This window comes from Paenibacillus sp. FSL H7-0442, assembly GCF_038593105.1.
In the GTDB taxonomy this organism is placed as follows: Bacteria; Bacillota; Bacilli; order Paenibacillales; family Paenibacillaceae; genus Paenibacillus; species Paenibacillus polymyxa_D.
The window spans coordinates 2,991,375-3,016,625 of the sequence record NZ_CP151963.1; the positions used below are offsets into that span (position 1 = coordinate 2,991,375).

14 protein-coding genes are annotated in these 25,251 nt (G+C 44.6%); 2 read left to right on the forward strand and 12 right to left on the reverse strand.

What is annotated here, in order from left to right:
- Nucleotides 1–37 precede the first annotated feature (37 nt).
- From MHH57_RS12955 to MHH57_RS12965, 3 genes are read right to left on the reverse strand one after another with little or no spacing between them, the layout of a single operon-like run.
- Entirely contained in the window at nt 38–919 is an 882-nt protein-coding gene (locus MHH57_RS12955) for a hypothetical protein (RefSeq protein ID WP_342434187.1), read from the reverse strand.
- Entirely contained in the window at nt 916–9,495 is an 8,580-nt protein-coding gene (locus MHH57_RS12960) for an amino acid adenylation domain-containing protein (protein WP_342435174.1), read from the reverse strand. Before MHH57_RS12960 ends, MHH57_RS12955 begins: the two co-directional genes overlap by 4 nt.
- Nucleotides 9,496–9,502: 7 nt before the next feature.
- The gene (locus MHH57_RS12965) at nt 9,503–12,943 is read right to left on the reverse strand and encodes an amino acid adenylation domain-containing protein (RefSeq protein ID WP_342434188.1); all 3,441 of its coding nucleotides are present in this window, start codon (nt 12,941–12,943) and stop codon (nt 9,503–9,505) included.
- 295 nt (nt 12,944–13,238) lie between these two features.
- Here MHH57_RS12965 and glsA point away from each other — a divergent pair, with 295 nt between their 5' ends.
- Complete coding sequence (gene glsA, locus MHH57_RS12970) at nt 13,239–14,177, forward strand: glutaminase A (RefSeq protein ID WP_069011795.1); 939 nt, start codon at nt 13,239–13,241, stop codon at nt 14,175–14,177.
- A gap of 78 nt (nt 14,178–14,255) precedes the next feature.
- On the opposite strand, the gene MHH57_RS12975 is transcribed toward glsA, so the two are convergent.
- Together MHH57_RS12975 and MHH57_RS12980 are read right to left on the reverse strand one after the other, a co-directional pair.
- On the reverse strand, nt 14,256–15,122 hold the full coding sequence (locus tag MHH57_RS12975) for a VOC family protein (protein ID WP_069011794.1): 867 nt from the start codon (nt 15,120–15,122) through the stop codon (nt 14,256–14,258).
- A gap of 49 nt (nt 15,123–15,171) precedes the next feature.
- Entirely contained in the window at nt 15,172–15,585 is a 414-nt protein-coding gene (locus tag MHH57_RS12980) for a DoxX family protein (RefSeq protein WP_069011792.1), read from the reverse strand.
- 269 nt (nt 15,586–15,854) lie between these two features.
- On the opposite strand from MHH57_RS12980, the gene MHH57_RS12985 reads away from it, so the two are divergent.
- Nucleotides 15,855–16,394, forward strand: a complete 540-nt coding sequence (locus tag MHH57_RS12985; RefSeq protein ID WP_029517515.1) for a cupin domain-containing protein — start codon at nt 15,855–15,857, stop codon at nt 16,392–16,394.
- Nucleotides 16,395–16,519: 125 nt separating this feature from the next.
- On the opposite strand, the gene MHH57_RS12990 is transcribed toward MHH57_RS12985, so the two are convergent.
- From MHH57_RS12990 to MHH57_RS13020, 7 genes are all read right to left on the reverse strand, one after another.
- Nucleotides 16,520–16,921 (reverse strand): stalk domain-containing protein, encoded by a 402-nt coding sequence (locus MHH57_RS12990; protein WP_245231636.1) that lies wholly within the window; start codon nt 16,919–16,921, stop codon nt 16,520–16,522.
- Nucleotides 16,922–17,167: 246 nt separating this feature from the next.
- The gene (locus MHH57_RS12995; RefSeq protein ID WP_029517513.1) at nt 17,168–18,289 is read right to left on the reverse strand and encodes a phosphodiester glycosidase family protein; all 1,122 of its coding nucleotides are present in this window, start codon (nt 18,287–18,289) and stop codon (nt 17,168–17,170) included.
- Between the two features lie 221 nt (nt 18,290–18,510).
- Entirely contained in the window at nt 18,511–19,977 is a 1,467-nt protein-coding gene (locus tag MHH57_RS13000) for a potassium/proton antiporter (RefSeq protein ID WP_029517512.1), read from the reverse strand.
- A 199-nt stretch (nt 19,978–20,176) separates the two neighbouring features.
- The gene (fumC, locus tag MHH57_RS13005) at nt 20,177–21,565 is read right to left on the reverse strand and encodes a class II fumarate hydratase (protein ID WP_342434189.1); all 1,389 of its coding nucleotides are present in this window, start codon (nt 21,563–21,565) and stop codon (nt 20,177–20,179) included.
- A gap of 164 nt (nt 21,566–21,729) precedes the next feature.
- A complete protein-coding gene (locus MHH57_RS13010; protein ID WP_029517510.1) occupies nt 21,730–23,274 on the reverse strand; it encodes a 2-isopropylmalate synthase in 1,545 nt (514 codons plus the stop codon).
- Nucleotides 23,275–23,370: 96 nt separating this feature from the next.
- Entirely contained in the window at nt 23,371–24,072 is a 702-nt protein-coding gene (locus MHH57_RS13015) for a FadR/GntR family transcriptional regulator (protein ID WP_029517509.1), read from the reverse strand.
- Between the two features lie 155 nt (nt 24,073–24,227).
- Complete coding sequence (locus MHH57_RS13020) at nt 24,228–25,247, reverse strand: aldose 1-epimerase (protein ID WP_013310435.1); 1,020 nt, start codon at nt 25,245–25,247, stop codon at nt 24,228–24,230.
- Nucleotides 25,248–25,251 lie beyond the last annotated feature (4 nt).

Genomic DNA, 25,251 nt, shown 5'->3' on the forward strand with positions numbered 1-25,251 from the left:
GACCCCGTCGGCAGTTTTTATTTGATCTCTTTTCCCTTTAATTGTACCAAAGATCATCTGTTTTAAGTTCCTGTAGACTGCTCAAAAACGATTTTGAGTTATCAACATAAAGTTCAGTATCAATATAGTACAGCCTTTTATCATGTAAGCATTGATCAATATACTCTGCATTTAATATACTTTTATCTTCTACATTGGCGGCAAAAGCTTGCAGTTTGGGAAGCGCGGTTTTCTGATATTCAAGCCATGAATGATGGAATCCAGCTGGCTCCTCCAGACAATAAATGTCATGATACAGCGCTTCAGCAATCCCCTTCTTCCTGAGATAGTCGGGTAAGAAAGGCATACTTTTGAAGTACCGGCCGGTCATGGCGAACACGCGATAGCTCCAATAAGGAGCACCGTGATTAGATTGGCAAAAAAGATTCAGGAAGAATACAGAGTAGTGCATTTTAATTGTAATAACTTGATGTTTCTTCACTTCCGAAACAATACGATCCGCCATCCGGCTATCAATGATCTCATCAAAATCAGCCAAAATGATCACATCATCATCCTCAACCTTATCCTGCAAGATAGAGGTACTCTTGTTTCTTTGGCAAGCCTCATTATGAAACGCACTGTTATGGCTGAGCAGACGCCAGTACCAGCGGTCAAAGTTATCCGCACCGCAGCTATCCACATCAAAGTACAATGAGTGCTTCTCAGGTTCACGAAATATTTGATCCGCATGAAATGGATGATAAATGACCTTGGGACCAACATAATCTGGATTAAAGTTCCGAGGCTTATCTAAATAGCTGAACGTCTTGTTAGCTTCGATCACGTGCAACTCATCAATCCAACCGGAATTTTCTTTTATTTTAATATCTGCAATGCGATTTTCATTGAAAAATGGACAAAATTCATATATTTTCATAATCTGAAGCTCCCCTCCGCTATCATGGTATATGGGCGAACACTGATGCTTTGGCACAGATGTCTGGATATGAGGCGTATTAGCTCAGCGATCGTCTGATCCTTATAATGCAGTGAACTATAATAGCAGGTTAAACTTAATCTGTCGCATCTAAGACCTGCCGTCATATTTAACTTGTAAGCAGAGGGATTGTCCGCCGCGTTCGTATTTCCGTAAGATATGGGTAAAGGCTCAAACAAATCATCAGCTATCCCGTTCATTTCCTCTGATTGGTAATGGAAAAGCATGTGTGTTCCGTCCCTTAGTGGTTCCTTATCTAGATAAATTCCCTGTATCATATGTCGTAAAATAAAATAATCCAAGCCTTCAGATGGAATATGCCGCAACGTATGTGTGACATGTCTCAGTGCCGTTTCCCAATTCCCCAATAGTTCTCCTTCTGGGATCTGAATTCGAAGGGGGTATGCACCGGCAAAAAAACCGATAGTACGATCAATCATAATACCCGGCAAAAAAGACTCACGTTGATAAGACATCACATGCAGCAGCAAATCCGATTGCTTTTTCAATTGGAAACAAGCTTGTGACAACGCCGTCAGTAAGATGCTCAGTGGAGTAGTATGATGCTTCATAGCCAATGCTTTTAGAAGAAGAATATGCTCCTCTCCTTCAAGTAAATCATACGTTATAGTTCTCATGTGTCGGTGAAGAGGCTGTATCTCCGATTCCCTGTCAACCTGTAAAGATTGGCCGCCTTCCACAACCTCACTCCAGAAAGTGGATGATTTGGGAAAAGGTCCCTTTGCCGCATATTGCGACAACGCTATGCACCAATCCCGATAACTGCTTTCCTTCTCCTCCGCATGTAACGCCAAATCACTCCTTTTTCCCGGCAAGAGAAGATGTCTCAACTCTTCTAAAAAAATGTTTATGGAAATCCCGTCAAAAATTAAATGATGGAACAGAAGTAATATCACCTGTTGTCTCTTTTCGTAATAATGGTCAAACAACACAACTTTCCATAAAGGTCCTTCCTTGATATCGAATTCATGCTGCACTTTCGAGCAGTATTCCGAAATGTAAGCGTCATGTGATCCCGAGATCATGTGCAAATCTACGTAAGAAACTACCTGTCCTGCACTTATTTTCTGCTCAAACTGATACCATTCATCATCCAGTTGAGCAAACGACAGCCGCAACGCCGCATGTTTGTTCAATAGTGGTTCAATCGACGCGTTCAGCCATTCTGTAGGAATGTAATTCTTGAGCCGAGCCAAGTAAGGTACATTAAACATGTTATAATTCACGAGATCTCTTTGGAAAAAACGTTTTTGTACAGCAGACAGCGGAAATCCGTCATCCGGGTATTCTTTTCTTATAGACTGATATGGGATATCCATGTTCGGACAAAGGTCAGTTGCTGTATCCGTCATTGCATTGATCAATGAGAGGGCCAAACGTTCGATCGTCTGTTCGCGAAATATTTGGTTGACCGTAACCGGATATCCGCTTTTTTGCAGCAGGCTGGCTATTCGTAGTGCATGGAGCGAATGGCCTCCCAACGTGTGAAAATCTTCATTCTTGCCAATGTAATCAAGCTTCAGGACCATGCTCCAAACTTCTTCTATGGTTTGCTCCAGTTCAGTCTTCGGTCCAGCATTTGCTTCCTTATCGCTGCTATGGATTTCAGGTAAAGGAAGATTTTTACGATCGATTTTCCCGTTAGCCGTTAATGGGAACGATTTCAGCCAAACGTAACGAAACGGTAACATATAAGAAGGAAGACCTTCAGCCATAAAAGTATGAAGCTGCTCCACTCGTTGCTCCTCTTCCGCTGTATAGTAAGCGATCATCCGCAAATCGCCATAAACCTCCCGGATAAAGACCAGACATTCTTTCACTACAGGATAGCTGCTAAGACGGAACTCGACTTCTCCGAGTTCGATTCGATAGCCGCGAAGTTTCACCTGATCGTCAGCCCGTCCGATATACTCGATATTCCCGTCTGGCAGCCATCTCGCCCGATCTCCCGTACGGTATAGAATTGAATTCGTACCTCTTTCACCATCTTTGGCAGAGCGATATGGATTCGGTGCAAACGCATGCTGTGTCAATTGGTTTTGCCGCCAATACCCCCTTGCAACCCCGTCTCCCCCCACGCATAATTCCCCGATTGCTCCGACAGGCTGAACACGGCCCCGTTTGTCCAGAATATAACAAGTTGAATTACTAATGGGCTTGCCAATAGGGATATTCTGCTCAAAAGGCTTTTCGATCCGGTAGCTCGTCGAAAAGGTGGTGTTCTCCGTAGGACCGTATACATTGAGAATCGAAAGTTCCGGATTGGCAAGACGGATACGATTGATATGCTTAACCGACAAAACTTCCCCACCTATGAGCAACCATTGGAGTCTAGCAAATATCTTTTCATTTTCTTCAATCCAGTGATTACACAGTGCAGAACTTAGCCATAGTGTATTAATTCTCCACTCCTTCATCCGCTGCTCCAGCACATGTATATTTAGAAGATCATCTTTTGAAACTACAAACAGCTGTCCTCCATTCAGCAGCGTCCCCCAAATTTCAAACGTAGAAGCGTCAAAAACAGGCGAACCTGTATAAAGCAATCTGATATCAGAAGAAAACGGAAAATAACAGGTGTTTTTGACCAAGCGAATGACATTGCGATGTTCCACCATAACGCCTTTCGGTTTTCCCGTCGATCCGGATGTATACATTAGATAAGCAAGATCATTTGGAGCAATCATGTTCTCCTTCTCTTCTTGTTCCACAACTCCATTTTGGTCAAAATACTTTGTATCCATCAGTATTAAACGGATTCCCTTACAGGCTTCCGAGATACGTTCCGCTCCTTCCTGTGAAGTGATAATGGTGTCCAGTCCAGCGTCCTTGATTAATTCGCGGGTTCTTGCTGCCGGAAAATCGGGGTCAATGGGAACATAGGCATATCCCGCTTTCATGATCGCCAGGATGGAGACAATGAATTCAAGAGAGCGCGGCAAGTAAACTCCAATAAACTTTCCATGATTGTTATCATCAGCATCATCCGTTAACATCTTGGCAACGTGCTGGGATATGAGGTTTAGGGTGTGGTAGGACATAACCTGATTGTGCGCAATTACTGCAGGCTGTGAAGACCGCAGCTCCGCTTGCTCTTGGAATAGATCAATAATTGAACGCTCTCTGGGATATGCTGTATACGTATTGTTCCAGTCGTAGACGATTCGTTCATATTCATCCTTGTTCATGAAGCAAACGTCTCTGACGTTGTAATTCGGGTATTCCAGCACATATTCCAGCGTATTTAGCAGATGCTCTGCCAGTCGACAAACCGTTTCTTGGTTCAATCGATCTGCATCATACATAAACTTGATGGTGATCTGTTCCCCGTCATTGGCAACGGTGATCGTCATTGGATAATTCGTTTTCTCTCGTTCCTCCATAGCTGACATCTTCAATTCATTTTCTGGTTGCCGATAGTCGTTCAAATAATTTTCGAATGCTACGATGCTGTAAAACATGACATGTCCTTGAATACCAGTCCAGCTCTTCAGTTCATTCAGACTCACATAGCTGTAGTCATTTAGTTTCTGAATGGTTTGGTGCAGCTTTTGTACATATTCAGTGATGGTTTGCTCGACATTCCAGTGCATGACCAAAGGCAGCGTATTAATCAGCATACCTGTGATCTGATCCGCTTTTGCAAGATCCGATCCCCTTCCGGAAACGACCATACCAAATATGGTTGTATCCGCATCTTGATAGACTTGTAGCACTTTACCCCATGCAAACTGCACCAACGTATTTAGCGAAACTTGCGCTTGCTGAACAAAATCAGCGATCCGCTTGGTTCGTCTCGGATCAATACAAAGAGTCTCGATCTGCTGGTTCTCAATCGGTTGATGTACCTCGGGAAGTATGCCCTTCTCTATCGGTAGTTGGGTTGGCTCCGTTACGTCGGCTAAATATGCCTTCCAGAATAACTCGGCCTCTGTGCGATCCTTATTGTTTAACCAACGAATATAAGTTTCATAAGAACGGGTCAAGCTGCGCTGTGGCATCCGGTTTTGCAGGCTACAAGCATAGAGCTCATGAACTCGATTTATTAGTAGCGGCAGGCTCCAACCGTCCAGCAAAATATGGTGGTAGCTCCAGATCATCGTCCATTCGTTTGAAGCAGTCTGAATCAGTGTTATGCGGAATGCAGGCTGACTCAGATCAAAACGGCGATTACGATCCATTGTCATCCAGCGTTCGATACACTCTTGTTGCTGCTCTGGTTGCTCAGCTTCAAAATCCAAAAATGTCCAATCCCATTCTGCATTTTGGATAATACATTGTATGGGCTTGTCCAACGCCTCCCAAATGTAGCAAGTCCGCAAGCTATCATTTTCAGAAATGATGCTGTTCCAGACTTCCCGGTAACGGTCTACCTCTAGCCTACCATGATATTTCCAACTAACCTGCACAAAGTATTGATCGGAACTAGGATGATCTAAATAATGGAACAGCAGTCCTTCTTGTAAGGGACTTAGATGCATCATTTTATCTACACCATATTGCCAATGATATGTCTGTACGATCTGATCGAGCGAATGCTGTTCCAGTGACACTGATGGAAAATCACTAGGTGTGAACTCTTGGTGTTCAGTCCGGCTGCAATGTTCGATAATAGCAAGCACACGTGTTATAAAAGTATCTAACAACTGAGTGATGGTCACTTCTTCATAGTGACATTTGCTATATTTCATAAACAAATGCAGCTTGCCATGAACAATGGAACAGTTGAGTTCCAATAGGCTTGTTCCATGATTAAGCGGCGAGCTATAATCCTGTGCTGCGTCACTTGTAAACCCTAACCACTGGTTTAATTCGCTCGCATTCTCCTGATCAAACTGGCCCAAGTAATTGAAAAGAGCCTGAGGTTCAGAAGCTGATAACTCGGAACGGACTTCTGTATTCGGATGGCAGTATCTCAAAGCGCCATATGACATGCCGCGGTGAGGAATACAACGCAACTGCTCTTTGACAGATTTAATCGTCGCTCCCAAGGGGGAACTGTCCGTAATCTGAATGCATACCGGAAACATGGAGGTAAACCAACCGATGGTTCTTGTCAGATCTATATCGGATACAAAGTGCTCACGTCCATGGCCTTCTAAGCGAAACGCAATCGTCTTCTGTCCAGACCAAGCGGAGAGCGCCAGGGACCAGGCTGTAAGTAGTAGGTCGTTGATCTCAGTATGATAAGCCTGAGAGCAATGATGCAAAAGCAGTTCCGTATCGTCAGGAGTAAGCATTGTAACTAATTCCGAAGATTCACTGCTCTTTTTACGATCCGGGTAATGGTCTACTGGCAGTACAAATGCTGCGGTTTGATGCTGCACTTTTTTCCAATATTCAATATGACGTAAAGTATCTTTATGTCTAGAATAACTCATCAATACAGAATGCCACTTCTTGTATGGATTTAAAACAGTAGGCAGCGCTATACCCTGATACAATTGATACAATTCCTGAACCAATATTCTCCAAGACACTCCATCAATGACTAGATGATGTATAGTCATAAACAGACGGGTTTTACCGTCAGGGTGACCTTGAATTACTCCTGCATACATCATGGCACCCGTCTCGTAATTCAATTGTCTGTTCCACGTATCACAAATGCTTGAAATTTCGGATTCGGGATAATCGACTTGTTGAAGGGTGTAGCTAGCCAGTTGAATGGAAACATCCTTTCGGTAGCGCTGCGAATACACATGTTCCTTGACTACGATCTCCATCGACAGCTCTGGATGTAATCGAATCAATTGATTAATGGCAGTTTCCAGCTTCACAGGATCACAATCACGGAGTACAAACAGCTGGGATTGGTTGAAATAATGCGGCTCTACAAACTGTTGCTCGAAAAACCAGTACTGGATCGGTGTCAAACCAAATTCGCCTGTCAAGTCAACGATGAGATCTTCCTTTTGATCATTGTCTGTCCAAGTAACCACAGCAGCTAATTTCTGAATGGTTGGATGCTCCGCAACTTGTCTTGGAGTAAGCATGATACCATGATCCCTGGCCATAGATACGACCTGAATGGCAAGAATTGAGTCTCCCCCAACCGCGTAAAAATGGTCGTTAACCCCGATATCTCCTCTTTTTAAAATCTGCCGCCAAATCCAAAGCAAGCGCTTTTCGAAACCGTCCTCGTCTGCTTCCACAACTTCATCAGCTTGAATAAATAAGGTCCCCCTCGGATCAGGGAGAGCTCCACGGTCGACTTTACCGTTTGTATTTACTGGAACTGACTCCAGATAACAAAAATATGAAGGAACCATATAAGCTGGTAATACAGAGTTTAAGTGCTGTGTCAGATCGGCCTCTTTCAGCTCTTCTACGGCAGTATAATAGGCCACCAGTTTATGGTAGGACCCGTCCTTCCAGGCTTGAACGACACATTGACCGATGTCAGGATGTTGGCGGAGCTGATGTTCTATTTCACCCAGCTCGATACGATACCCTCTGATTTTAATTTGTTCATCGATACGGCCGATAAATACCAATTCACCATCCGGCGTCCATTTCACAATGTCCCCGGTTTTATATAGCCGCTCACAGTGTGGCGGATATTCACTGCTAATTACAACCTCTTTGTGAACGAACTGTTCCTGAGTCAGTTCTTCACGATTCAAATATCCTCTGGCAAGCCCTATGCCGCCCACCCATAGTTCGCCGGGAACGCCGACAGGCACAGGACTGCCGAATGGATTCAAAACGAATAAACGTTTGTTATAGACGGGTTTGCCGATCGTAATTTCTTTTCCCGGTCTGCAGACGGAAGTAGAACAAATAATCGTCACTTCGGTCGGCCCGTAAGCGTTCACGAATCGTCTTCCTCTTCCCCAATAGTCCACAATATCAGGCGTACAGGGTTCTCCAGCAGATACAATTGTCCGCAATCTTGGCAGTTCTCTATGTTTCATCGTTCGCAGCACAGATGGCGTTAGCATCGCAACGTGGATATTTTTCTCTTCAAGAATATCTGAAATGTCTGCATAAGGAGGCAGTTCCTCGTCTGACAGAACAACCACTGTTCCGCCTACTGATAGCGTGCCGATCCATTCATAGACTGAAGCGTCGAAACTAATGGAGGCGAATTGCATGACTCTTGAATCTGAGGTGATACCAAACTTTTCAACAAGATAAGGGATCAACGTAACCAGACCCGCGTGTTCAATAAGGGTTCCCTTCGGTTTTCCAGTAGAACCGGATGTGTAGATGACATAAGCGAGATCATTCTGTGTAACCTTGATCTTCAAGTTTTCGTAGGGATAGTAGTCCTGCTGCACCAAGCATTCATCCACACAAATCAGCGAATATGCTCCCCTACCCATTTGAGAAATATATGGATTTAGCCTACTTACTAATTGGCTGTGCGTTATAATCATTTGGGCCTGTGCATCTTCTAAAATAAATCGCAGCCGTTCCCCAGGATATTGGGGATCGATCGGAAGATAAGCAGCGCCCGCTTTCATAACTCCAAACATCGACGGGATCACATCTGCGCTTCTATCCAAGACGATGGCAATCAGCGTGCCGGTCGGCAGAACGCCATGCCCCTGTATCGAATACGACTCTAAAATCATGCGGCTGATTTGATTTGCCCGGTGATTTAACTCATAGTAGGTCAGCTTCTGCTCTCCAAACTCTAAAGCGATTGCATCGGGTGTTCGGCCAGCCTGCTCTTCGATCAATTGAACCACGGTTTTATCCAAAGGATAGGCTTGTTCCGTATCATTCCATTGTTGCATCTGTCTGCGTTCTCTTGTGGTCAGCATGGGGTGAAATAGTACCGTCTTCTCCGGAAGAAGGAGTGCATTTGCCAGCAGTGTTTTGAAATGGCCTGCGAATCTAGCGATTTGCCTTTTTCCAAAACGGCTTCCATCATACTGTATTGCGCACTCCAATACATCCTGGCCATAACGGTAACAGAGCGCGATTTCTGGCTGATCTATACCGTAAAGGGGAGGGGACTTTTCCGCATTTAAACTTGGAGAAGGAAAGTCACCATAAATCTCTGCGATACACACATTGAAGAAATCCTTCCCTGCCCCTGATGGAGGATCAACTTTAGTTTGCTGCGAAAAATCCTCTCTCAATTCGTCGCTACTATGTTGTTTGTTCCATTCCATTTGTATCCTTTGTATCAAAGAGAGAAGATGATCTTCCTTCTGTATATGAATGAGTAGTGGATAATCCAGACGACATTCTTTCCCTTCCTTGTCTGATACCACGGAATATAAAACAGGCAGAGCGTATTGATTGGAGTAATGGGATAGCAGTACGGACCATATGGCTGTTATAAAAGAAGGCATACCCAACTGATGATGCTGTACAAAACCCATAATCGTTTTGACCTGTCTTGTCCCCAAACGAATCTTGTAAAGTGCTTGATCATCGCCTTCGGGCAATCCGGCATTTCCTTTTTGCTGAGAAAATAAAGGCAAGTAACGTCGCGGCCTATCAGAACTACTCTGATTAGATGTATTAGCTGATTCCATCACGTTATTAAACCTCCCCTATCCGGGATGCCATACCGGCAGCTTGATAAAATGCAGCCCTGACTTCCTCAACCTCTATCTCGTAACTGCATCGTATAGAAAAAATAAGGCCGTCCGTGTAGGAAGAAGCAATGCAATTGAACAGTGAATAGATCGGCAGCGGATTGGGTTGCTTTATGATAGTTTCATCATAATAATTGCTGTATTTTGAGTCTGCCTTAGCGCTGTTTCCTAAATAGTTAAACATGAATAAGTCTAGTTGCTCGTACTGCTTCCCAAACTGTGCAAATGTTCTGGCACGTTCCCACTTGTCTTTGTAATCAGGACTTGTAAGAAGATGCATAAAATTAATCGTATGGTGTTTTAATAATTCCAGTCTGCTTCTGACAGACTGCATCATTTCATCCGGATTTTGTTTCAGTTCGATCAGCATAGGTACAAAATCAATAAATTCACCGGCCGTGTTATAATAAGCCGCCTCCTCGTACCTTCTTCCATCATATAAAAATAACAATGGTAGCTTATCCATACCTAAATAAGTTTGCAAGCCCCTTGTATAGACAGAAAGCGCAAACTCCAAAGAAGGATTTTCAGCAGGGATGCTTACGTTAAACAGGTAGGCTTCTGTGCACGTTCGAAGATTTGGTGCCTGGAAGACATTTTGCTTGCTTTTTTGGAACGCTTCCAGATTAAAGGCTGATATCAATTCTTGTTCCGTAATTCCTTTCGGTCCACTTTGGATTAGATTGACATACTCCACATAGGGCTTCACTTCATCCGTAGGAAGGGGTCGATTTTGAAGCAGACTCCTGTAGTAAGCAACCAACTGTCTTTCAGCTACTTCCGAGGTCACCCGATCGCATATCGCATGATGATAAATAGTTATGACATAATGTTCACGAAGGTTTCGTTTCAGCACAAACATGTGGAACAAAGTATGTTCTTCGGCGAAACGGGTGTTCGTAACATAATCATTTATCATGTCCGTAATGGGACCACATGGGTTGTGATCCGACACATCAATGATGTTGAGTTTTGGTAAACCATCGCTAGAAGGTACGTATTCCCTCCAATAAGTCCATTCATCTCTTTGGACCGGGACACTTCTCAGTAATCCTTGACTTTGTACAAAATGAGCGAAAGCCTGATCCAAAAAATCGTAATTCACGCACTCATCCAGCCTAAATATACCTAAACTTGGAGGTGTATCAAACGAAATTTGCATTTGCTGAATTCCACTTAGCGGATATTCTTGTGCCACTGCTCCTGTTTTAATCCACTGATCTTTTTTCAAATAATCGTTTTCCAGAAGCTTGCGTAAACCTTTCACCTGATCCAGATCCATGCTTTTTAAGCCCAGACGTTGGAAAAATACCTCTTCATCCATGGTCCAGTATAGATCAGCCATTTTAGCTTTTTGATGCAGTGGTACAATGTAGTGTGGCAGTAGCTCTTGAGTTATTTTCCCGTCCATGATCCGCATGATATGGTTAACGTCAGCCACCGTGTCGCAGTAAAGCACCTGAATATCTCTAACTTCGTGAATAAAATCCCTTACTTGGTATTTCACCAGCTCGTAAACACCATCTGTTTCTTGGTGAAGCCAAGATATCAACTCTTGAGTTGTTTTTATGATGTCCTGTTGCTTTTTGGACCCTGCAATATTATTCTGAGTTGAATGAAGATAATCAGCGAGTGCCCGAATCGTTTTATAGTGGTAAATGTCTGTTAAAGTGGCGTGATATCCTGCACGCTCCATTCTCGACATTAATGTAAGCGCATGAATAGAATGCCCACCGAGGTCGAAGAAGCTATCTAAAACACTGAACTGCTGCACACCCAATACATCCTGCCAGATGTCCATCAGCTTCGTTTCCAGTCCTGGCTTAGGAGACACATATTCTGCTCCACCATGCATATTCTCTTCAAGGGCCAACAGTGCCCTGCGGTCCAGCTTACCATTCAGTGTCAATGGCATTTGTTCTAGTTGTATATAAAAAGATGGAATCATGTAATTCGGCAGCTTTATAGAGAGAGCCGTTTTAATTTCATCTGCTATCAGTTTTTTGGTCGCCGTAAAGTATGCTTCCAGTTGCTTTTGACCGGCCTCCTTTTCACGGGCAATAACTGCCGCTTGTTGTATATCATCTACTTTTAATAAATGCGACTCTATTTCCCCAGGCTCAATTCGATAACCCCGTATTTTCACTTGATCGTCGATCCGGCTGATATATTCGATGTTTCCGTCCGCTCGCTCTTGCACCAAATCTCCGGTTCGATACAACCTGCCTCCAGGTACCCATGAAGACTGAATAAACCTCTCTTCTGTCAGCTCTGGACGATTCAAATAACCTTTAACTAATCCATCGCCAGCGATGTACAGTTCACCTGCAACTCCCTGTGGCAGAGGATGCTGCTCTTGATCCAAGATGTAAACCTTCGTGTTGCTGATGGGTTTGCCGATCGGTACGGTATTTGCATTTTCGTCCAAATGATCGATATGATAATAAGTAGAAAATACCGTGCTCTCCGTCGGTCCATAGACATGAATTAAGCGGCCCGGACCTAGACGGGCAAACGCTCTACGCACATGGCTGACTGAAACCTTCTCACCACCGAATAGCAAGGTTTCAATTGTTGCAAAGCAATCGGGATCCACATCCACCAATGCATTAAAAAGTGCTGTCGTGACGAAGCATTTCGTGATCTGTTGTGTCCGTAGGACGCTTGATAGCTCACGTGCATTCATGGTTTGATCTTGTGAGTTCAAAACGAGAGTGCCTCCGTTAAGCAAAGCTCCATAAATACCAAATGTAGAACCATCGAACGAAAAACTGGCCACTTGTAATATCCTATCTTTTGTCGAGAATTGGATGTAATTCGGCTTTTTAACAACACGTGTAATATTGTAGTGCATCGTCAGGGTGCCCTTAGGTACGCCTGTAGAGCCAGACGTATACATAATGCAAGCAAGGGTGTCGGAACCTTGCTTAGATGAGAGATTCCCTGTTTCTTTCCCATAGTTCCGCTTGTCCATCAAATCCAGTACAACACTGGCGAGTTCTGTTTGCTGGTGGATTGGAAGCCGGGTCAGCAGGAGATTTGCACCAGAATCCGTCAGCATATAGCGTATACGTTCCCTCGGGTATTCAGGATCAATCGGCACATACGCTCCCCCAGCTTTTAAAATTCCGAAAATTCCGATGATCATTTCCAATGAACATTCGACCATCATTCCGACAGCCTCGTCTTGATCTAAACCTTTAGCCCGCAAAACATGTGCTAGTTGATTAGCCTGTTTGTTCAGATCAGCATACGTCAAGTGCTTGTCCCCAAATACAACTGCTATGTGATCCGGTGTGCGCTCAACCTGCTCTTCGAACAGTTGATGAATCGTTTTCTCCCGCGGGTAATCCGCTAACATACCGTGTACCATGCTCCACTTCATCTCCTTCTCCTATTAACTTTTTTAAAGATGGGAATCTTTCTTATGAGCCAATGCTAAAAAAGGTATATGTGCCACTTAGAAGTGATTTCTGGATAGGCAGTTGGATGAAGAGAATGAAGACTACAGAGGATAAACTATAATTCCGATATTACATTAGGTTGGGTATTTAACTGGAGAAAAAGAAATGACATCAGAGCTTGTTTTTTGACTGAAAATTTCTTTAAAATAAGTATATAGCTACTTTTTGCTCTACAATAAAATACCACAGATTGGTTACTCGACTGGAGGAAAAGAAATGACATCGGAGTGGCAGAGATTACAGACCAAACTGCCGGAATGGGTAGAACAAAGCCGTCATGAGTATATTCATGGCAAGGTAGCAGCATATATTCCCGAACTGTCCAAAGCCCCGGCCGACGCGCTTGGTGTTGTTGTAATGAACGGTGAGGGTGAAACCGTGGTAGCCGGGGATACGGAAATCCAATTTACGATGCAAAGTATTTCAAAGGTATTTACGCTCATTCTGGCCTTGATGGATAATGGAGAGGACGTTGTCTTCTCTAAGGTGGGGATGGAGCCTACCGGAGACCGTTTTAATTCCATGCTAAAATTAGAACTGGTTGAGCCGGGAATTCCGTTTAACCCACTGATTAACGCGGGGGCAATCGCGATCTCCTCTCTGATTCGCGGGAACAGTCCAGAAGAGAAATTTGCCCGTGTTCTCCAATTTTTCCGCCTCCTCACCCACAATGACACATTGGAATATGATCAGGATGTCTACGATTCAGAATCAGCTACAGGCCATTTAAACCGTTCCCTTGCTTATTTTCTAATGGAAAAAGGTATTTTAAGAGGTCATGTGGATGATGTGCTTGAAGTTTATTTCAGACATTGTGCTGTCAAATTGAACTGTACAGATTTAGCACGTATGGGACTTGTACTAGCCTACAACGGCCGTGATCCGGTGACAGGTATACCGCTGATTCCCCGCCGCTATGTACAGATCGCCAAAACATTTATGACGACATGCGGCATGTATGACGCTTCAGGGGAATTCGCCATTCAAGTCGGACTACCTGCCAAAAGCGGCGTATCAGGCAGTATTATGACGATGGTACCTGGACGCTATGGCATTGGACTGGTTGGACCTTCTCTGAACCGTATGGGAAACAGTACAGCCGGTGTACACTTGCTGGAGACGATGTCTCGTGATTTGGATTGGAGCTTGTTCTAGATATACGAAAAAAGGGTATTCCCAGCCTTTACGGCTTATAGGAATACCCTTTTCTATTTTTGTTGAGTTCCTTCTATGTTACGAGATTTGACCGTTAAACAGTTTAATTTGAATGCGGAACGGATCAGCTACATACTTGGCGCCATCGCGTTCTTGCACTCCATAGCCTGCTGCCTCTAAACGAGCCACAATGGCATTCAATTCATTCTGATCTGGTACGATCAATTCAAAATAATCCAGTCCGGCAGCGTGCTCAGGAGCTGGTGGGGCTCCTTCACCTGCCCATATATTCAAGCCCATATGGTGGTGGTAACCACCTGCGGAAACGAACAAGGCTGAAGAGCCATACCGGCACGTAATGTCAAAGCCAAGCACATCGCAATAAAATTGCTGTGCTTTGAGCAAATTAGACACATGGAAGTGGACGTGCCCGATTACCGTTCCCTGAGGTAGTCCCTGCCAAGGTAAATTCTCGGAAATCGCAACCAAGTCTTCTGCATCCACGGGATCTGTTCCCATCATGTAGAATCCATTTGCATCCTTTTTCCACTGATCATGGGGACGATCTGCATAGATTTCAATTCCGTTATTATCGGGGTCATGGATATATAGGGCTTCACTTACATCATGGTCCCCCTGTCCGATTTCAATCTCATGAGCCAGCAGATTACGTAAAGACAGGCCCAGAGCTACACGGTTCGGTAGAAGAATAGCAAAGTGGTATAATCCGGCTGCGGACTGGCGCGGCAGAATAACTGCATTTTCAATATAGTTAAGGATCAGTAGCGCATGCTTCCCATCGACAGTCAATTCAGCGGTATCCGCCGTTTGACGCAACAGCTGAAAACCAACGACCTCTGTATAAAATTGAATAGAACGTTCCAAGTTGCTTACTTTTAATGAAACCTGCCCGATTTTGGTGTTGTCATGAATATGCGCTGTCATGAGATTTCCCTCTTTCTACATGGATTGGAGAACCAAAGCTATTCAAAAATTATTGTTCGGTTGACTCACGACGGCCGATCAACGAATCCAGAGACAAGCGAGTCGTTGGTGCAAATACCAGATGAAGTGCTACAAGAATAAAAGCAATATCCAGCTCATAGCCAGCTCCTTGACCATTCCCCATCAACCCGCCGGACAATTTTGCTGTAAAAATAGCACCGATCAAAACAATCACAAATAGCCCAGATACATAGCGGGTAAGTAGTCCAAGAATCAATGCAATTCCGCCGACCAACTCAATCACCGCAACGACATAACCTAAAAATCCTGGAACGCCAATGCTGGAAAACCAGCCTGCTACATTACCCAACCCCATTTGGAATTTAGCAATTCCATGTGCCAAAAACAAAATTCCCAGCGCCACCCGCATAATTGTAGAAATGTTTCTGCTTGCTGAACTCATATTTATCTCTCCATTCTGTTTGTTTATTACACTCATACAAGTGCATATGAATAATTAATTTATATTACTAATAATTTGGTTAAAAAAATAATACTGTCTGAATCTATGCCGCAACACATGAATGTGAATCAAACTCGAATTATTAGTAATAGAAATAATTATTTTGTAATGTGAATTTATCATAAGAAACTGTGGTCTGTCAACAAAATATTTGGTATGATAAATATTACATTAGTATACATTATATTTTCTTAAAGGAGGAACGCTCTATGAGTATAGGATGCAACATACGCGCTGCTCGTAAACGTAAAAATTTATCCATTCAGCAAATATGCGAACGAACCGGACTATCGCAAGGGTTTATGAGTCAAGTAGAAAATAATAAAACCTCCCCTTCCATCGCTACATTGGACAGCATCGCTAATGCGCTAAACGTACCTCTCGCTTTTCTGCTTCTTAAAGATGAGGAACGGATGCAAGTGATTCGCAAGGACGAGCGCCGTAAAACCTTATATGGTAAAAACAAGCTCCAGGTCGATCATTTGGGGGGGCAGGGTAACGTCAAAATGATGCTCGTTGAAATGCCGCCCGGCTCATCTACAGAAGAAGAGCATGCTCATGCAGGGGATGAGATTCATTTTATCTTGGAGGGCACGGTATACGTGGAGCAAGGCGAGGATACAGCTACCCTGGAAGCAGGAGATTCCTTTAGCTGGAGAGCAGCCATCCCCCACTATGTCAAAAATGTGGGAGAAAACAACGCCCGAATTCTGATCTCCGTGTTTCTCGAAGCAGATAATGATGCTTAATAGATATTTACGCAAGCACGAAGCAACAAAAGTACAAATCCTATCGAAAAAAGCGCGTACCGGAAGTATCTTTACTTCAACGATCCGCGCTTCTTATATTTTCATTTGCTATTGCTGCTTTTAACTTATTCCATCACCTGCTGGGCATCTGTACGCGATTCCCACGGCAGCTTGAAGGTTTTCATAATTTGTTTGGTATTAGCCGGGAGTCCAGTTATCGGATCACCAGTAGTACCCAGCAGTTCTTCTTTTTTATCCGTAGTAATACGCCCATAGAAAGTGGTACTGCTGTCTCCCCATCCTGTAGTGAACTTCTCCAACGTATAACCTAAATCAAGCGAAACATCTCTCAGAGGTATATATACTTCTTCACTTACAACCTCAAAGGTAAGTTGCTGCTGGTTCTTACGTGACCGCTCCTTAAGAACCAAGGGTTCTGCCCACTTTTGTAGCGTAATCTGCTTCTTTTTGACATCCCAGTGGTAGGTTGCACCTACAGCTTCGGCTAAAGATTTAAGCGGAACCATGAGCTTCCCGTCGAATCAATAGAGGTTTAGCCTTGCTGTCAATAGGTTGTCCGTTTATAACAATATCTATGAACTGCGTTGATTGAGACGCTATGGCACCCTGTTTAGTAGCTTCGGCAGCCGCCTGATGCATTGTGGTCAAGAGTAAGGATAGCATTAACAAGGCGACAAACAATCGCTGAAATCCTGCTCGTTTTAGCTTCATCATCAGTCTCCGTTCACTGAATGAACTTGTTCATTCCTGACCTATCTCTTTTTGGCTGCGTCAATGTCTCCAGGATTCAAACCTTCCCATATGTTCGGGATACTAACGGTCTCTGGATGCTCAAATACGAGAAACGCAGTCGGCAAATACCGCTCTCCGTATTCAGAAGAAGGCTTGTTTACAATGGCATTATCCTTGACTAGCACCGTTGAAGAACCTCCATCCAGATTAGCACCGATAACTGCTCCATGTTTAAGCAAAATATTTTGCATATCATACAAGTTGGCACCAATGCTGTACCCAGGCTGACGACCGTCGATGGTCACGAATATAATGGCACCGTCAGCTCTTTGCCCCATTGCGGTACGGGGGGCAATTCCCCACCCCTCGCTTGCATTGCGAATCAGACCTTTCCCATTCACGATTAGACGTGGTTGAAAAGTAACCGCTTCTTGCACATTCATTTTGGACAACTCGGACAACGAATAGTGACCGGCTATCATTTTCCCCTGTTTATCAATACCTACGATTTGAACAGAGGCATTTCTCCCCATATCATTGTAGTATATCTTACCCTGGGAAATGACAACGCCAATCGGTTTAAAACCATTCCCATTCCAGTTGGGGTCAGCAAAGCCACCGCCATTTACGCCAGCAACAGCCCCCAAACGCTCGACCATGCTAGATACATGTTCTCCCCGGCCGACTTTAGCAGGAATCCCGAGCCTAATTTTAGTGGGGTCATGCACCGTCATAACATAGCCATGATAGTTACGACCCGACACTTCTTCCACTTCAACCAACGGCGTTTGCTGTACTTTGGTAGGTATCAGATCAGGCAAGTTGATTGTATGTCTATCCTTCTCCTCACCCATCTCTTCGAACCGGGCTGAATATTCAGCCACTCGTTTCTTCGCTTCTGCTTCGCCGATAAAATATTTCGCCCAGTGACGATGCTGAGTCGTAATCAGCGTGTCCGCAGCCAAATAGCGCATGTCCTTGCCAGAAGGGGTTAAAAACAACCATGCACCACCCCCAATTCCCGCTAACAGGAATACAATAAAAAGTCGCAGCATAAAGCGACCAAATTTTCCTTTTCGTTTCTTTTTCTTATTTTTCTGCCTGCGAGCTGCTGCACGCTGTGGCAAGACTTCCGGTTTCATTCATCATCTCTCCTGTTTGGTGACTTCTATCGTATTTCAAAGCTATTGCCCATCAAATGATCCGTAACGATAGGCTGCGACATCTAACGACAATATCATAAACTAATTTTGTAGAATGATAGTGTCAATTTTTTAACAGATTCATCCACTCTGAAAAAGAATACATTAAAAAGCCCTTCACATAAATGTGAAGGACTGTAAATATAGGGGTGATATCCTATTTACGGAGCAGCCTCCGGTTCGAGCAGCATGAACAGCTCTTTCATCTGCTGTCGCTTGAGTTTGGGACTAAGCACGTACAAAGTATCGCCCGGTTCAATCACCGTCGTGCCTCTCGGGGCAATAATTTGCTCGTTCCGAATGATGGCTGTGAATAAAATATCTTCAGGCAACTGTATATCCTGAATCGCTTTGCCCGCTATCGACATCCCATTTTGTACCTGAATGTGGTTGATTTCCGAAGTAGTTTTTCCCAGTGAAACTAATTCCAGCAGTGATGGAGACGACGTCTCGTTAGGGTCCATCAAGCCAAGCTTCACCGCTAGCCACGAAATAGTGGTACCTTGAATAATCGCAGAAGTGAGCACGACGAAAAATACAACATTAAAAAACAAAGGTCCTACATCCATCTCATCCAGTAAAGGATAGGTTGCGAGTACAATAGGTACCGCCCCACGCAGTCCTGCCCAGGATAACAGTGTTTTCTCGCGCACAGAGTACCTGGAAAAAAGCAAGCTTAGGAACACGCCTATTGGACGAGCCACGAGCATGAGGATGAAGGAGAGCGCCAAGCTTTGCCACGCAATGCCCAGCAATTGATCGGGAAAGACCAATAACCCGAGCAGGACAAACATCATAATCTGCACCATCCAGGCGAAGCCATTGTTAAAATGAATAATAGATCGCTTGTAGGTCAAGTCGGAATTTCCCAATACAATCGCCATGACATACACCGCCAGCAATCCGCTTGCCTCTAGTAACGACGCCGCCGCATACGTCAAGACCGCAAATGCCAATGCCATCACAGGATACAAACCGGATGAATCAAAATTCATTTTATTAATGGCATATACACCTAAGCGTCCGAGTACAAAACCAACGGCTAAACCAAAGCCCATTTCCCATAAAAATAACAAGATATGTATCCAAATGGATTGCTCAGGGTGATGTATCAGCTCAATCAATGTTACTGTGAGAAATACAGCCATCGGGTCATTACTACCGGATTCCGCTTCAAGCGTCGAGGTAATTCGCTTTTTGATGTTTTTACCTCCTAGAACGGAAAACACGGCTGCCGCATCCGTCGAACCAACAATAGCGCCAAACAGCATGGATTCCATCCAGCTTACGCCTAAAATAAACTTGGCGCAGACGCCAATGACTACAGTCGTAATGATGACCCCCAACGTTGATAATGACAACGCAGGTCGAATAACTGGCTTAACATCTGCAAACTTTGTCTGCATCCCGCCTTCAAACAAGATTACAATGAGCGCGAGAATGCCAACTAGTTGTGTGATAAAGGCATTATCAAAATAAATAAACTGACTGAGCACCATGCCTACGGCAATAAACAAAACAAGCGCAGGCATACCGAAACGGCTGGAAAATTTGGTAGTCAGCACACCGACCAGCAGCAAGCCGGACAGCAAAAGCACAATAAAATTAATAACGGTTGTCTGTTCCATACGGCTTCTCCTATCTTGAAAATAGATGTTCAATTTTTCGCCTTTTATCTATATACCCTCAAATCACACAGAATACTAATTCTAAACAAAAAATTATATAATAAAATAAAAAATCCAGCTCATGGTTTGTGCTAAATCGCACTCCATGAGCTGGTTTGTATATTTTTTATAAGGCTTAAGCAGAGACAATCGTCGTGCTTTAGGCTTTAGGATGAATCATATGCGCAGGTACAACATATTGATCGAACTGTTCTTCAGTCAACAGTCCGCTGCGGAGTGCCGCTTCTTTTAGGGACAGCCCTTCTGCATGTGCAAGTTTGGCGATTTTAGCGGCATTTTCATATCCGATATGTGGATTCAATGCCGTCACCAGCATCAGTGAATTATTCAAATTGTGCTCAATCTTCGTGAGATCAGGCTCGATGCCAACGGCACAGTTGTCATTAAAAGCAATGATGGAATCGGCCAGCAGATGAACAGACTGCAAAAAATTGTATATGATTACTGGCTTAAACACGTTCAGTTCAAAATTACCCTGACTTGCTGCAAAGCCGATAGCTGCATCATTACCCATGACTTGCGTAACGACCATCGTCAGTGCTTCACTCTGGGTCGGATTTACCTTGCCGGGCATGATGGAGCTACCTGGCTCGTTAGCAGGAATCGTGATTTCGCCCAAGCCGCTACGCGGACCACTTGCCAGCCAACGAACATCATTGGCGATTTTCATCAAGTCGGCAGCGAGCGCTTTGACTGCTCCATGTACGGCCACCACTTCATCGTGGCTGGTCAGTGCATGAAATTTATTGGGTGCAGAAGTGAACGTTTTGCCAGTGAAACTGGAAATTTCCGCTGAGGTTCGGGAGCCAAACTCTGGATGAGCATTAATTCCTGTCCCCACCGCTGTACCACCAATCGCTAGCTCCTTCATGTATTGCACCGTGTCGATGATCATTCGCTTGCTCTTGTCTAACATTGCATACCAACCGCTTATTTCCTGACCCAGCGTAAGCGGTGTCGCATCTTGTAAATGGGTTCGCCCAATTTTTATAATATCCTTGAATTGCTCTGACTTCTGTTGAAAAGTCTCTTTCAGCTTATCGATGGCAGGCAACAAACGATCCTCCACTGCAATGACCCCCGCTACATGAAGCGCCGTGGGAAACGTATCATTCGAGCTTTGCGACATGTTAACATCGTCATTAGGATGCAGCTTCGTATCCTTTCCCTGCTCTTGTAACCATTGGCTCCCCAGGTGAGCAATCACTTCATTCACATTCATATTGGACTGCGTTCCGCTCCCTGTCTGCCATACAACCAACGGGAAATGGTCATCAACCCGCCCTGCGAGAATCTCGTCCGCTGCATAAATAATCGCGTCCTGCTTCTCCTGTGATAGCTTACCCAGCTTATAGTTACTGATCGCCGCGCTCTTTTTAAGCACCGCGAACGCCTGTATGACCTCTAATGGCATTTTCTCCGAGCCAATCGGGAAATTTTCCTTGCTGCGCTGTGTTTGCGCTCCCCACAGACAGTCTGCCGGTACTTTGATTTCGCCCAACGTATCCTTTTCAATGCGGTAGTTCAACTCATTTCCTCCTCTTGGCCTATGTAATTCAGACAAAATATGGTGATCTCTCTTGCCTATTATACATTAAATTTCAAATGTTATCATTTATTTTGCAAGCGCTTTTTTACGATGAGGCCAGAGGAGGAAGAAGGAAAATTCATCTACAAGCCTGACCACTAGGATCAACTAATGGTGATATTGCTTTTGGCATGTACTTCTTTTCTGCCCAGTAGCTTGTTCAGCGCATCGATGTAAGCTTTGGCGCTAGCTTCCAAAATATCAGTACTTGTGCCTCTTCCCAGAGCTGTGTACTCTCCTTGCCTCAAAATGGCGTGCACTTCCCCCAATGCGTCTTTGCCATAAGTTACAGATTGGATCGAATAATCCTCCAACTCCACCTCTTCACCACTGGCCTTGTCTATAGCATGGAAAATCGCATCTACAGAACCGTTACCCATTGCCACTTCATCAATTGCTGTCCCATCTTGTTTACCCAATCGAATGGATGCGACTGGAACCGACTGATTACCATAAGACACCTGAATGGAATCCAGTGTGTACATTTGAGGCGAGGCATTGCGGCTTTCGTCCATCAGGACGAGCAAGTCTTCATCCAACACCTGTTTTTTCTTATCCGTCAATGCTTTGAATTTGCGGAACGTCTCTTGCAGCTGTTCCTCCGTCAAAGCATCAAAGCCCATGTCCGCCAGTTTTTCTTTAAATGCATGTCGACCCGAGTGCTTGCCCAACACAAGTTTACTCGTCTTCAGACCAATACGCTCAGGGGACACGATCTCATATGTTGTACGCTCTTTAAGCATTCCGTCTTGGTGTATACCAGACTCGTGAGCAAACGCATTGGCTCCAACAATAGCCTTGTTTCCCGGCACCGACATCCCCGTTCGTTTGCTCACTAGGCGACTGGTAGCATACAGTTCCTCCAAAACCAGACTCGTTTGTGCACCATAAAGCTCGGTTCTGGTGTCAAGGGCCAGTGCAACTTCTTCGATAGGTGTATTTCCGGCTCGCTCACCGATGCCATTGATGGTACCTTCAAATTGGTCTACACCATTACGGATGGCCGCCAGCGTGTTAGCTGTTGCCATACCAAGATCGTCATGACAATGTGTGCTAAGTTGTATTTTTTCGATACCGGGCACTTGTTGTTTTACAATTCTAAACATTTCACCGAACTGATCCGGGGAGGCATATCCCACCGTATCCGGTAAATTGACGATTGTCGCTCCAGCACGAATCGCCATATCTACGACCTCACAAATAAAGTCCAGTTCGGTACGACTGGCGTCCTCTGCTGAAAATTCTACCTTGCTGAAATACTTGCGTCCATAACGAATGGCAGCAGCAGCGGTCTCTAATACTTTCGTTTTATCCATTCGAAGCTTATGGTGGCGGTGAATAGGTGAGGTAGCCAGAAACAAATGAAGACAGGCATCCTCTGCTCCTCGTAGCGCCTCTCTGACCGCATCAATATCCTGTTCTTTCGAGCGCGCAAAACCAACCAGTGTCGCTTGGGTAACCTGTTTGGCAATCTCCTGCATGCTGGTGATCTCACCAGGCGAGGTTGCTGGAAAGCCGGTCTCAATCCGATCTACGCCTAATTTTTGCAGCTGAAGGGCAATTTCCACCTTTTCCGTGCTAGTTAAGCTAACTCCTGGTGATTGTTCTCCATCTCTTAACGTTGTGTCCAACACCCATATTTTGCGCATACAGATACCACCTTTGGTTTGATTTTAGGAGATGCTCAAGTAGAAGGTTTAAATATTTTATTCATCCGATCATCTGATGTTTAAGAGTAAAAAAAATTATGAACTTCCCATATGCTTTTGCAGCTCCAGCTTGGTGCCGTCCAAATGTTGAATACTATACAGCTCGGCAGCCTTGCCATCCTGATCCCGGATTGCTTCATATATTTTTTCATGCTGCACAGTAAAATGATTTTGCATCGCCGGATCGGTAATGAGATTGTTCAACGCCTTGCGAATGGCCTCTACAAAGCTGCCATATACATCTGTAAGCACCTTATTGCGTGTAGCTCCGGCAACAGCCAAGTGAAAAGTGATATCCGCATCCAAATACCCGTTCATATCTCCAGCGGCCAGGGTTGCAGCACGACGATCCAGCGCCTCACGCATCAAGCGTAGATCCTCGTCTTTACGACGTAACGCAGCCAATCTGGCAATCTCTAGTTCCAACACACTCCGCACTTCATAAACCTCAATAATTTCAGCACGGCTTAGACGGTAATCCAATGGCTCTTGAGAAGTTGTCGGTTGGCAAACAAAAGTTCCGTGTCCTTGCTTTTTCTCTAATAGACCGGCATGCACCAGAACGCTAACCGCTTCACGTACTGTAGATCGCCCGACTCCGAATAGCTTCATGAGCTCAGGTTCGGTTGGAATCTTAGTGCCCACATCCCATTCACCAGTAGCAATTTTTCGTTGCAGCTGTTCAGCTACTTCATCGGCGATTTGCTTGCGTTTGACGGCTTGAAAAGGAAAATTCATCTGATCATCTCCTGTTTCGTATCATACTATGACTGCTTGGCATTCTGCAACCTTTTTCGTCCTCCTTCCCCATTGGCCCTTACCTGTGCTTTACAACCCCAAATAAAGCCTGCACCGTTGGACACGATACAGGCCTATAAGGATAAATTTAAATGCTAGGATTTCGATTTATTAGGTGTAATACAATACAAACGGCTGGTTGCTTCAAAAATATGGCCTGGAGCCAGTGCTATCAATCCGATCTCCTCCGCTGGTAGGTCTGGACGATTCGGTGCATTGATCATGTTCATTTGCGGCTCAGGACAGATGAATTCCTTGTTCGCTTTGTTATTCCAGATCATCCAATGCTTATAAGCTGTACCTACATCGTATACGAGGGTAGCACCTGTCTTACTGTGTGTCAGTTCCATGTAGTTGCGTCCATTTTGCGGAGCTGCCGTGTAATGATTATCCATAGAGGCAAAATAAGGACTAACTCCCGTCGTCTTCAGCAGTTCCTCTTCCGGAGATAAAGGCTGGAACTGACCTGTGGCCAACAACCGTTCCGTCAGCTCACGACGCTCACCGATTGTGACCTTAATCTTGTAGTCCTCAGGCGAGCTATCGGGTACGAACGGAACGCGAATCGCTGTGTGAAAGGCAAATAAATTGGGGATCGGTTGATCGCCCTCGTTATGGATCACATAACGCTGATGCAGGCCAAATTCGTCCAGACTGTACGTTAATTTCATGGTAAAGGTGAAGGGTAAATAGCGGAACATGGGATGTCCTTCCCTTACATGCTGATTCATTACCACATAGCTGCCCTGCTCCCCGGAACCGTAGTCCTCGACCTCCCACCGAACAGTGTGTAAAAAGCCGTGCAGATGGTTGTGGGTCGCCTCTTCATTTATCGGCAGCTCATATGTAACACCATTCCACAGGAATTTTCCATCCTCATACCGATTCGGAGGGAACAGGAAAGGAATTCCGTAAACGGATGGGCTTTGCTTAAAAGCCTCTATGCTCTCAGCATCTGGCTCACGCAGAAAAGAATATCCCGTTTCATTGTCACGAAAAGAAATCAGATTTGCGCCGTTTCCCGGCAGGGCAACCGCTTCATATCGTCCAAATTTAAGACGAATCGCCGGTATTCCATAATAAAGATCACCAATTGCAGCATGTTGTTGTGTCATCAAA

What these genes read in the sequence shown, in the direction of transcription:
- MHH57_RS12990 (WP_245231636.1), bottom strand. Translation starts at nt 16,921, where the DNA reads ATGGTTCCGCTTAAATCTTTAGCCGAAGCTGTAGGTGCAACCTACCAC.
- MHH57_RS12960 (WP_342435174.1), bottom strand. Translation starts at nt 9,495, where the DNA reads ATGGAATCAGCTAATACATCTAATCAGAGTAGTTCTGATAGGCCGCGA.
- MHH57_RS12995 (WP_029517513.1), bottom strand. Translation starts at nt 18,289, where the DNA reads ATGAAACCGGAAGTCTTGCCACAGCGTGCAGCAGCTCGCAGGCAGAAA.
- MHH57_RS12985 (WP_029517515.1), top strand. Translation starts at nt 15,855, where the DNA reads ATGAGTATAGGATGCAACATACGCGCTGCTCGTAAACGTAAAAATTTA.
- MHH57_RS12965 (WP_342434188.1), bottom strand. Translation starts at nt 12,943, where the DNA reads ATGAAGTGGAGCATGGTACACGGTATGTTAGCGGATTACCCGCGGGAG.
- MHH57_RS13015 (WP_029517509.1), bottom strand. Translation starts at nt 24,072, where the DNA reads ATGAATTTTCCTTTTCAAGCCGTCAAACGCAAGCAAATCGCCGATGAA.
- MHH57_RS13020 (WP_013310435.1), bottom strand. Translation starts at nt 25,247, where the DNA reads ATGACACAACAACATGCTGCAATTGGTGATCTTTATTATGGAATACCG.
- glsA (WP_069011795.1), top strand. Translation starts at nt 13,239, where the DNA reads ATGACATCGGAGTGGCAGAGATTACAGACCAAACTGCCGGAATGGGTA.
- MHH57_RS12975 (WP_069011794.1), bottom strand. Translation starts at nt 15,122, where the DNA reads ATGACAGCGCATATTCATGACAACACCAAAATCGGGCAGGTTTCATTA.
- MHH57_RS13010 (WP_029517510.1), bottom strand. Translation starts at nt 23,274, where the DNA reads ATGCGCAAAATATGGGTGTTGGACACAACGTTAAGAGATGGAGAACAA.
- MHH57_RS12955 (WP_342434187.1), bottom strand. Translation starts at nt 919, where the DNA reads ATGAAAATATATGAATTTTGTCCATTTTTCAATGAAAATCGCATTGCA.
- MHH57_RS13000 (WP_029517512.1), bottom strand. Translation starts at nt 19,977, where the DNA reads ATGGAACAGACAACCGTTATTAATTTTATTGTGCTTTTGCTGTCCGGC.
- MHH57_RS12980 (WP_069011792.1), bottom strand. Translation starts at nt 15,585, where the DNA reads ATGAGTTCAGCAAGCAGAAACATTTCTACAATTATGCGGGTGGCGCTG.